The following is a 9,193-nucleotide window of genomic DNA, read 5'->3' as shown; positions in this document are numbered from 1 at the left end:
AAACGGGCCGCTCGGTTTCGCGCATGACGATGGATCGGCCGACTCGGATCGATTCTCGTCGGCCGCACAGGATTTGGTTCGTTCCGGTGAGGGAACGAGGAAAGAGTTAAGGGGAAGGCCCAAATGCCGACCATCAACCAGCTGATCCGCAAGCCGCGCATTCGGCCTGCCGAGCGAAACACGGTGCCGGCGCTCGAAGCCAACCCGCAGAAGCGCGGCGTTTGCACCCGCGTCTACACCACGACCCCGAAGAAGCCGAACTCGGCGCTTCGTAAGGTCGCCAAGGTGCGCCTCGTGAACGGATATGAAGTCATTGGCTATATCCCGGGCGAAGGTCATAACCTTCAGGAGCACTCGGTCGTCATGATCCGCGGCGGACGCGTGAAGGACTTGCCGGGCGTTCGCTACCACATCATTCGCGGTGTTCTGGATACCCAGGGCGTCAAGAACCGCAAGCAGCGCCGCTCCAAGTACGGCGCGAAGCGTCCGAAATAATTCGCGCAACAGAACAAGACGAAGAGCCCGTAAATGTCCCGTCGCCATAGCGCCGAAAAGAGAGAGATCAATCCGGACCCGAAGTTCGGCGATCTCGTCGTGTCCAAGTTCATGAACGCCGTCATGTACCACGGCAAGAAGTCGACTGCCGAGCGCATCGTCTATGGCGCTTTCGACACGGTCGAGGAAAAGACCCGGCAGGAGCCGGTCGCAATCTTCCATCAGGCGCTCGAGAACATCGCGCCGCACGTGGAAGTCCGTTCGCGCCGCGTTGGTGGTGCGACCTACCAGGTACCTGTCGACGTTCGCCCCGAGCGCCGTCAGGCCCTCGCAATCCGCTGGCTGATCACGGCTGCCCGCAACCGCAACGAGACCACCATGGTCGATCGTTTGTCGGGCGAGCTGATGGACGCCGCAAACAACCGCGGCACCGCCGTGAAGAAGCGCGAAGATACGCATCGCATGGCCGATGCCAACCGCGCCTTCTCGCATTACCGCTGGTAAATTTCGCTTCGAATTCGAGAGACGAGCCCTATGGCACGCGATTATAAAATCGAAGACTACCGTAACTTCGGCATCATGGCCCACATCGATGCCGGCAAGACGACCACGACAGAACGTATCCTTTTCTACACCGGCAAGTCCCATAAGATCGGCGAAGTCCACGACGGCGCTGCAACCATGGACTGGATGGAGCAGGAGCAGGAGCGCGGCATCACGATCACGTCGGCTGCGACGACCACCTTCTGGGAAGGTCGTGACGGCAAGAAGCGCCGCTTCAACATCATCGACACGCCAGGCCACGTCGACTTTACGATCGAAGTCGAGCGTTCTCTGCGCGTTCTCGACGGTGCGATTGCTCTTCTCGATGCCAATGCTGGTGTCGAGCCGCAGACCGAGACTGTCTGGCGCCAGGCCGACAAGTACGAAGTTCCGCGGATGATCTTTGTCAACAAGATGGACAAGATTGGCGCCGACTTCTTCCGCTGCGTCGAGATGATCAAGTCGCGTCTTGGTGCGCGTCCGGTTGTCATCCAGCTCCCGATCGGTGCCGAGAGCGAGCTCAAGGGTGTCGTCGATCTCATCGAGATGAAGGCCTATGTCTGGCGCGACGAGACGCTCGGCGCACAGTGGGACATCCTCGACATTCCTGAGGATATGCAGGCCCAGGCCGAGGAATATCGCGAAGCGATGATCGAAGCCGCCGTCGAGATCGACGAAGGCGCGATGGAGCGTTACCTCGAAGGCGAAATGCCGTCGAACGACGAAATCCGCAAGCTGATCCGTAAGGGCACCTGCGACGTCTGGTTCACGCCGATCCTTTGCGGTTCGGCCTTCAAGAACAAGGGCGTCCAGCCGCTTCTCGACGCCGTCGTCGATTTCCTTCCTTCGCCCATCGAAGTGAAGGCGATCCGCGGTATCGACCCGAAGAACGAAGAAGAGATCATCCGCAAGTCGTCCGACGACGAGCCGCTGTCGATGCTCGCCTTCAAGATCATGAACGATCCGTTCGTCGGCTCGCTCACCTTCGCCCGCATCTATTCGGGCGTGCTTACCAAGGGCTCTTCCCTGACGAACACCGTCAAGGAGAAGAAAGAGCGCATCGGCCGCATGCTGCAGATGCACTCCAACTCGCGCTCCGACATCGAAGAGGCTTATGCGGGTGACATCGTCGCTCTCGCCGGCCTCAAGGATACCACGACGGGCGACACACTCTGCGATCCGCTGAAGCCGGTTATCCTGGAGCGTATGGAATTCCCCGATCCGGTCATCGAGATCGCGATCGAGCCGAAGACCAAGGCGGACCAGGAAAAGATGGGCCTCGCGCTCAACCGTCTCGCAGCCGAGGATCCGTCGTTCCGCGTCAAGACCGACGAAGAGTCGGGCCAGACGATCATCGCGGGCATGGGCGAGCTTCACCTCGACATCCTCGTCGATCGCATGAAGCGCGAGTTCAAGGTCGAAGCGAATGTCGGTGCTCCGCAGGTCGCCTATCGCGAGACGATCTCGCGTCCGGCCGACGTGGACTACACCCACAAGAAGCAGACCGGTGGCACGGGTCAGTTCGCCCGCGTCAAGCTCTCCTTCGCTCCGGCGGAACTCGGCGAGGGCTTCTCGTTCGAGTCCAAGATCGTCGGTGGTGCCGTTCCGAAGGAATACATCCCGGGCGTCGAGAAGGGTATCGCTTCGGTGATGACCTCCGGCCCGATCGCAGGCTTCCCGATGGTCGACATCAAGGCCGAGCTGACGGACGGTGCGTTCCACGACGTCGACTCTTCGGTTCTCGCGTTCGAGATCGCGTCTCGTGCGGCGTTCCGTGAAGCCATCCAGAAGGCGGGTCCGCGTCTTCTCGAACCGGTCATGAAGGTCGAGGTCGTCACCCCTGAGGAATACATGGGCGACGTGATCGGCGATCTGAATTCGCGGCGTGGCCAGATTCAGGGCACCGAAAACCGCGGCATCGTTCAGGGCGTCAACGCCTTCGTTCCGCTGGCCAACATGTTCGGTTACGTGAACACGCTTCGTTCGATGTCCCAGGGCCGTGCCCAGTACACGATGCAGTTCGATCACTACGAGCAGGTGCCCAACCAGGTCGCTGACGAGATACAGAAGAAGTTCGCCTGATCTCGCGAAACTAATCCGGCTCTGACGAGCCAACTCATTAAGTGAATGGAGTGCCAGGATGGCCAAGAGCAAATTCGAGCGCAACAAGCCGCATGTTAACATCGGCACGATTGGTCACGTTGACCATGGCAAGACGTCCCTGACGGCAGCGATCACGAAGTACTTCGGCGACTACCGCGCCTATGACCAGATCGACGCGGCTCCCGAGGAGAAGGCGCGCGGCATCACGATCTCGACGGCGCACGTGGAGTATGAGACGGAGAGCCGTCACTATGCCCACGTCGACTGCCCGGGCCACGCCGACTACGTGAAGAACATGATCACGGGCGCTGCCCAGATGGACGGCGCGATCCTCGTCTGCTCGGCGGCCGACGGCCCGATGCCGCAGACCCGCGAGCACATCCTTCTCGCCCGCCAGGTCGGCGTTCCGGCGATCGTGGTCTTCCTCAACAAGGTCGACCAGGTCGACGACGAGGAGCTTCTGGAGCTGGTCGAGCTCGAGGTTCGCGAGCTTCTGTCGTCCTACGAATTCCCGGGCGACGACATTCCGATCGTCAAGGGTTCGGCTCTTGCGGCGCTCGAGGACTCCAACAAGGAGATCGGCGAGAACGCGGTTCGCGAGCTGATGAAGGAGGTCGACGCCTACATCCCGACGCCTGCGCGTCCGATCGACCAGCCGTTCCTGATGCCGATCGAGGACGTGTTCTCGATCTCGGGCCGCGGCACGGTTGTGACGGGCCGCGTCGAGCGCGGTGTCGTGAAGGTCGGCGAGGAAGTCGAGATCGTCGGCATCAAGGACACGCGCAAGACGACGGTGACCGGCGTCGAGATGTTCCGCAAGCTGCTCGATCAGGGCCAGGCTGGCGACAACATCGGTGCTCTCATCCGCGGTATCGACCGTGAGGGCGTCGAGCGTGGTCAGGTTCTGTGCAAGCCGGGTTCGGTGAAGCCGCACACGAAGTTCAAGGCCGAGGCCTACATCCTCACCAAGGACGAGGGTGGCCGTCATACGCCGTTCTTCACAAACTACCGTCCGCAGTTCTACTTCCGCACGACGGATGTGACGGGTGTGTGCACGCTGCCTGAAGGCACCGAGATGGTGATGCCGGGCGACAACGTGACGATGGACGTCACGCTGATCGTTCCGATCGCGATGGAAGAAAAGCTGCGCTTCGCGATCCGCGAAGGCGGCCGCACCGTCGGCGCAGGCATCGTCGCGAGCATCGTCGAGTAAAGGCGAATGTAGTTGGGCGCGCCCCGGCCTTAGCGGGGCGCGTTTTTTCTTGGCCTTCGGCAACGGAAGGCAGGCGGCAGAGCCGCCATTCGAATGGCTGACAAGAAGACAAAACGTTCGGAAAGCGCCGGTGGACCGGAAGGCTCCGACAGAGGACGAATGAAATGAACGGCCAGAATATCCGCATCCGCCTCAAGGCGTTCGATCACCGGGTTCTCGACGCTTCTACGCGCGAGATCGTCTCGACCGCCAAGCGGACTGGTGCGAACGTTCGCGGACCGATCCCGCTTCCGACGCGGATCGAGAAATTTACCGTGAACCGGTCGCCGCACATCGACAAGAAGTCGCGCGAACAGTTCGAGATGCGTACCCACAAGCGTCTGCTCGACATCGTCGACCCGACGCCGCAGACGGTCGATGCTTTGATGAAGCTCGACCTCGCCGCCGGCGTCGATGTCGAGATCAAGCTCTGATTCGAGCGGGGAAGGAATGAGACCCATGCGTTCAGGAGTGATCGCTCAGAAGGTCGGGATGACCCGCATCTACACGGATGCTGGAGAACATGTCCCGGTCACCGTCCTGAAGGTCGAGAACCTGCAGGTCGTCGGTCAGCGGACCCATGACAAGAACGGCTACACCGCTGTTCAGGTCGGGGCTGGCCTCGCCAAGGTGAAGAACACCTCCAAGGCCATGCGCGGCGTCTTCGCGCAGGCCAAGGTCGAGCCGAAGCGCAAGCTCGTCGAGTTTCGCGTCACGGAAGACAACATGATCGACATCGGTGCCGAGATCACCGCCGATCATTTTGTCGAAGGCCAGATGGTCGACGTGACGGGTACATCGATCGGTAAAGGCTTTGCCGGTGCCATGAAGCGCCACAACTTCGGCGGCATGCGTGCCACCCACGGCGTTTCGGTCTCGCACCGTGCTCACGGTTCGACCGGTCAGAACCAGGACCCTGGCAAGGTGTTCAAGGGCAAGAAGATGGCTGGCCATATGGGCCAAGAGCGCGTGACCACGCAGAACCTTCAGATCGTGCGCACCGACGCCGAGAAGGGTCTGATCCTGGTTCGCGGTGCGGTTCCGGGCTCCAAGGGCGGCTGGATCGAAATCCGCGACGCCGTCAAGGCCTCGCTGCCTGACAACGCGCCGAAGCCTGCCGCCCTGCGTGGCGCCGGCTCCAACGGTGCCAACGAAGAAGCGGCCGCCGCTGAGGGAGCGGAATAATGGACGTCACGATCAAGAAACTCGACGGCGCCGACGCAGGCACCGTCACCCTGTCCGAGGCGATCTTCGGTCTCGACCCGCGTCAGGACATCCTGCATCGCATGGTGCGCTATCAGCTCGCCAAGCGCCAGCAGGGCACTCATTCGACGCTCGGCCGCTCCGATGTCGCGCGCACCGGTGCCAAGATGTACCGCCAGAAGGGTACGGGCCGCGCCCGTCACTCGACGGCAAAGGCTCCGCAGTTCCGCGGTGGTGGTATCGCTCACGGCCCGACGCCGCGTAGCCATGCTATCGATCTGCCGAAGAAGCTTCGCGCTCTTGCGCTGAAGCACGCGCTTTCGGCAAAGGCCAAGTCCGGCGGTCTGATCATCGTCGACGAGCTCAAGGCCGACGAGGCGAAGACCAAGTCGATGGTGAAGAACTTTGCCGGTCTCGGTATCGAGAACGCCCTGATCATCGGTGGAAGCGAGCTCGATCAGAACTTCGCACGCGCCTCGCGCAACATTGCGAAGATCGACGTCCTGCCGGTTCAGGGCATCAATGTTTACGACATCCTTCGTCGTCAGACTCTCGTTCTGTCGAAGTCGGCTGTCGAAGCTCTCGAGGAGCGTTTCAAATGAGCGACGTTCGCCACTACGACGTTATCACCTCGCCGGTGATCACCGAGAAGTCGACGCTTCTGTCCGAGAAGAACCAGGTCGTCTTCAACGTTCCGAAGACCGCGACCAAGCCGCAGATCAAGGCGGCCGTCGAGGCTCTGTTCGAAGTCAAGGTCACAGCCGTCAACACGCTGCTCCGCAAGGGCAAGGTGAAGCGGTTCCGCGGGCGGATTGGCAAGCAGAGCGATCAGAAGAAAGCCATCGTGACCCTGGCCGAAGGTCAGTCGATCGATGTCTCGACCGGTCTTTGATCGCGTAAGGACCGGAGGAACAGCATTATGGCACTGAAGAATTTCAAACCGACAACGTCGAGCCAGCGTACGCTGGTCATCGTCGATCGCTCGGGCCTGTGGAAGGGCAAACCGGTCAAGCATCTGACCGAAGGCCTCACGGGTAGCGGCGGTCGCAACAATACGGGCCGCATCACGGCCCGTTATCAGGGCGGTGGTCACAAGCGGACCTACCGCAAGATCGATTTCAAGCGTCGCAAGCTCGACATGACGGCGACCGTGGAACGGCTCGAATACGATCCGAACCGCACCGCCTTCATCGCGCTGGTGCGTTATGAGGACGGCGAGGTCTCCTACATCCTCGCGCCGCAGCGTCTCGGTGTTGGCGATCAGGTCGTCTCCGGCAAGTCCGGCGTCGACGTGAAGCCCGGCAATGCGATGCCGCTCTCGGCGATGCCGGTCGGCACGATCGTGCACAATGTCGAGATGAAGCCGGAGAAGGGCGGTCAGATCGCTCGTTCGGCTGGCGCTTACGCCCAGCTGGTCGGCCGCGATCCGTCGATGGCGATCCTGCGTCTCAATTCGGGTGAGCAGCGTCTCGTCCCGTCGTCCTGTTTCGCGACGGTCGGCGCGGTGTCCAATCCGGACCATGCGAATATCAGCCTGGGCAAGGCTGGCCGTAAGCGTTGGCTCGGCAAGCGCCCGCATGTTCGCGGTGTCGTCATGAACCCGGTCGACCATCCGCACGGCGGTGGTGAAGGCCGGACCTCGGGCGGCCGCCATCCGGTCTCTCCGTGGGGCAAGCCGACCAAGGGCAAGCGGACGCGTTCGAACAAGGCGACCGACAAGTTCATCATGCGTTCGCGCCACCAGCGGAAGAAATAAGGGAATTTTCGAATGACACGTTCCGTCTGGAAAGGCCCGTTCGTCGACGGATACCTTCTCAAGAAGGCCGAAAAGTCGCGCGAGAGCGGTCGCAACGACGTTATCAAGATCTGGAGCCGTCGCTCCACCATCCTGCCGCAGTTCGTCGGACTCACGTTTGGCGTCTACAACGGCAACAAGCACATTCCGGTCTCGGTCAGCGAGGACATGGTCGGACACAAGTTCGGCGAATTCTCCCCGACGCGGACCTATTACGGCCACGGCGCCGACAAGAAGGCGAAGAGGAAGTAAACCATGGGCAAGGCGAAAGCCGAGCGTCAGCTCAAGGACAACGAAGCGAAAGCCGTTGCCCGCACGATCCGGGTCAGTCCGCAGAAGCTCAACCTTGTCGCCGCGATGATCCGCGGCAAGAAGGTGGACCGGGCTCTCGCCGACCTGACCTTCTCGCGCAAGCGTATTTCTGAAACGGTCAAAAAGACCCTTGAAAGCGCGATCGCGAACGCAGAGAACAACCACGACCTCGACGTCGATTCGCTGTTCGTCGCCGAGGCTTACGTCGGCAAATCGATTACGATGAAACGCTTCCATGCTCGGGGCCGCGGTCGCGCGAGCCGGGTGGAAAAGCCTTTCTCGCATCTGACGATCGTCGTACGTGAGGTCGAAGAACTCGAGGAGGCCGCGTAATGGGTCAGAAAATCAACCCGACCGGTTTCCGGCTCGGGATCAACCGCACCTGGGATAGCCGCTGGTTCGCCGATGGTCGCGAATACGGCGCGCTGCTCCATGAAGATCTGAAGATCCGCAAGTTCCTGCTCGAAGAACTGAAGCAGGCTGCGGTTTCCAAGATCGTCATCGAGCGCCCGCACAAGAAGTGCCGTATTTCGATTCACTCGGCCCGTCCGGGTATCGTCATCGGCAAGAAGGGCGCGGACATCGAGAAGCTTCGCAAGAAGCTTTCCTCGATGACCGATGCCGAGACGCACATCAACATCGTCGAGGTGCGCAAGCCCGAGACGGATGCGGCTCTCGTCGCCCAGTCGATCGCCCAGCAGCTGGAGCGCCGCGTTGCGTTCCGCCGCGCCATGAAGCGCGCCGTTCAGTCGGCGATGCGCCTCGGCGCCGAAGGTATCCGCATCAATTGTGGCGGCCGTCTCGGTGGCGCGGAGATCGCCCGGACCGAGTGGTACCGCGAAGGTCGCGTGCCGCTTCACACCCTCCGCGCCGATGTCGACTACGGCACGGCCGAGGCGGAAACGGCCTATGGGATCTGTGGCGTCAAGGTCTGGATCTTCAAGGGCGAGATTCTCGAACACGATCCGATGGCCTCCGAGCGCCGTCAGGTCGAGGGCGAAGGCCAGGGTAGCGGTGGCGGTCGTCGTCGCGAACACGCCTAAGCGATTAGCATTCGGAGTATTAGAAGATGCTGCAGCCAAAGCGCACTAAATACCGGAAGGCGTTCAAGGGCCGCATTCACGGAAACGCCAAGGGCGGTACCGCACTGAACTTCGGTGCGTTCGGCCTGAAGGCGGTGGACCCGGAGCGCGTCACGGCGCGCCAGATCGAAGCGGCCCGCCGCGCGATCACTCGCCACATGAAGCGTCAGGGCCGTGTGTGGATCCGGATCTTCCCGGATCTGCCCGTGACCTCGAAGCCCACCGAAGTCCGTATGGGTAAGGGTAAGGGCTCCGTCGACTATTGGGCGGCGCGCGTCCATCCGGGCCGTATTATGTTTGAAATCGACGGCGTCGACGAACTGGTCGCACGTGAAGCCCTGCGTCTCGGAGCTGCCAAGCTCCCGGTCCGCACGCGCTTCATCCAGCGTATCGCCGAGTAAGGAGAGT

13 protein-coding genes are annotated in these 9,193 nt (G+C 61.5%); all 13 read left to right on the top strand.

The features are described 5' to 3' along the window. The first annotated feature begins 123 nt into the window (after positions 1–123). The 13 genes from rpsL to rplP all read left to right on the top strand — a co-directional run bounded on the left by rpsL (position 124) and on the right by rplP (position 9,186). On the top strand, positions 124–495 hold the full coding sequence (gene rpsL / locus ABRA89_RS15010; RefSeq protein ID WP_007066359.1) for a 30S ribosomal protein S12: 372 nt from the start codon (positions 124–126) through the stop codon (positions 493–495). Between the two features lie 33 nt (positions 496–528). Further along, positions 529–999, top strand: a complete 471-nt coding sequence (rpsG, locus tag ABRA89_RS15005; RefSeq protein WP_346221313.1) for a 30S ribosomal protein S7 — start codon at positions 529–531, stop codon at positions 997–999. A gap of 30 nt (positions 1,000–1,029) precedes the next feature. Then, positions 1,030–3,120 carry an elongation factor G gene (gene fusA / locus ABRA89_RS15000; protein ID WP_349942302.1) on the top strand — a complete coding sequence of 697 codons (2,091 nt, stop codon included), beginning with the start codon at positions 1,030–1,032 and terminating at the stop codon, positions 3,118–3,120. A gap of 58 nt (positions 3,121–3,178) precedes the next feature. After that, a complete protein-coding gene (gene tuf, locus ABRA89_RS14995) occupies positions 3,179–4,354 on the top strand; it encodes an elongation factor Tu (protein WP_349942301.1) in 1,176 nt (391 codons plus the stop codon). Positions 4,355–4,518: 164 nt separating this feature from the next. Then, entirely contained in the window at positions 4,519–4,827 is a 309-nt protein-coding gene (gene rpsJ / locus ABRA89_RS14990; RefSeq protein WP_007066362.1) for a 30S ribosomal protein S10, read from the top strand. Between the two features lie 25 nt (positions 4,828–4,852). Beyond that, positions 4,853–5,578 carry a 50S ribosomal protein L3 gene (gene rplC, locus ABRA89_RS14985; RefSeq protein WP_349942300.1) on the top strand — a complete coding sequence of 242 codons (726 nt, stop codon included), beginning with the start codon at positions 4,853–4,855 and terminating at the stop codon, positions 5,576–5,578. After that, positions 5,578–6,198, top strand: a complete 621-nt coding sequence (gene rplD / locus ABRA89_RS14980; protein ID WP_349942299.1) for a 50S ribosomal protein L4 — start codon at positions 5,578–5,580, stop codon at positions 6,196–6,198. The genes rplC and rplD overlap by 1 nt, the downstream gene beginning before the upstream one ends. Further along, the gene (locus tag ABRA89_RS14975; RefSeq protein WP_346221909.1) at positions 6,195–6,488 is read left to right on the top strand and encodes a 50S ribosomal protein L23; all 294 of its coding nucleotides are present in this window, start codon (positions 6,195–6,197) and stop codon (positions 6,486–6,488) included. Before rplD ends, ABRA89_RS14975 begins: the two co-directional genes overlap by 4 nt. Positions 6,489–6,515: 27 nt before the next feature. Further along, entirely contained in the window at positions 6,516–7,352 is an 837-nt protein-coding gene (rplB, locus tag ABRA89_RS14970; RefSeq protein ID WP_349942298.1) for a 50S ribosomal protein L2, read from the top strand. Positions 7,353–7,364: 12 nt separating this feature from the next. Beyond that, complete coding sequence (rpsS, locus tag ABRA89_RS14965; protein WP_007066367.1) at positions 7,365–7,643, top strand: 30S ribosomal protein S19; 279 nt, start codon at positions 7,365–7,367, stop codon at positions 7,641–7,643. Positions 7,644–7,646: 3 nt separating this feature from the next. After that, positions 7,647–8,036 (top strand): 50S ribosomal protein L22, encoded by a 390-nt coding sequence (gene rplV / locus ABRA89_RS14960; RefSeq protein ID WP_349942297.1) that lies wholly within the window; start codon positions 7,647–7,649, stop codon positions 8,034–8,036. Continuing rightward, the gene (rpsC, locus tag ABRA89_RS14955; RefSeq protein WP_349942296.1) at positions 8,036–8,746 is read left to right on the top strand and encodes a 30S ribosomal protein S3; all 711 of its coding nucleotides are present in this window, start codon (positions 8,036–8,038) and stop codon (positions 8,744–8,746) included. The genes rplV and rpsC overlap by 1 nt, the downstream gene beginning before the upstream one ends. Positions 8,747–8,772: 26 nt before the next feature. Next, the gene (gene rplP / locus ABRA89_RS14950; protein WP_349942295.1) at positions 8,773–9,186 is read left to right on the top strand and encodes a 50S ribosomal protein L16; all 414 of its coding nucleotides are present in this window, start codon (positions 8,773–8,775) and stop codon (positions 9,184–9,186) included. Positions 9,187–9,193: the final 7 nt, after the last annotated feature.

The organism is Fulvimarina thalattae, from assembly GCF_040239565.1.
In the GTDB taxonomy this organism is placed as follows: domain Bacteria; phylum Pseudomonadota; class Alphaproteobacteria; order Rhizobiales; family Rhizobiaceae; genus Fulvimarina.
Note: the sequence above shows the minus strand (reverse complement) of the source record. Positions and strands in the feature narration are given on the sequence as shown.

Coding starts and splice junctions, on each gene's coding strand:
- rpsL (WP_007066359.1), top strand. CDS start 124: ATGCCGACCATCAACCAGCTGATCCGCAAGCCGCGCATTCGGCCTGCC.
- rpsG (WP_346221313.1), top strand. CDS start 529: ATGTCCCGTCGCCATAGCGCCGAAAAGAGAGAGATCAATCCGGACCCG.
- fusA (WP_349942302.1), top strand. CDS start 1,030: ATGGCACGCGATTATAAAATCGAAGACTACCGTAACTTCGGCATCATG.
- tuf (WP_349942301.1), top strand. CDS start 3,179: ATGGCCAAGAGCAAATTCGAGCGCAACAAGCCGCATGTTAACATCGGC.
- rpsJ (WP_007066362.1), top strand. CDS start 4,519: ATGAACGGCCAGAATATCCGCATCCGCCTCAAGGCGTTCGATCACCGG.
- rplC (WP_349942300.1), top strand. CDS start 4,853: ATGCGTTCAGGAGTGATCGCTCAGAAGGTCGGGATGACCCGCATCTAC.
- rplD (WP_349942299.1), top strand. CDS start 5,578: ATGGACGTCACGATCAAGAAACTCGACGGCGCCGACGCAGGCACCGTC.
- ABRA89_RS14975 (WP_346221909.1), top strand. CDS start 6,195: ATGAGCGACGTTCGCCACTACGACGTTATCACCTCGCCGGTGATCACC.
- rplB (WP_349942298.1), top strand. CDS start 6,516: ATGGCACTGAAGAATTTCAAACCGACAACGTCGAGCCAGCGTACGCTG.
- rpsS (WP_007066367.1), top strand. CDS start 7,365: ATGACACGTTCCGTCTGGAAAGGCCCGTTCGTCGACGGATACCTTCTC.
- rplV (WP_349942297.1), top strand. CDS start 7,647: ATGGGCAAGGCGAAAGCCGAGCGTCAGCTCAAGGACAACGAAGCGAAA.
- rpsC (WP_349942296.1), top strand. CDS start 8,036: ATGGGTCAGAAAATCAACCCGACCGGTTTCCGGCTCGGGATCAACCGC.
- rplP (WP_349942295.1), top strand. CDS start 8,773: ATGCTGCAGCCAAAGCGCACTAAATACCGGAAGGCGTTCAAGGGCCGC.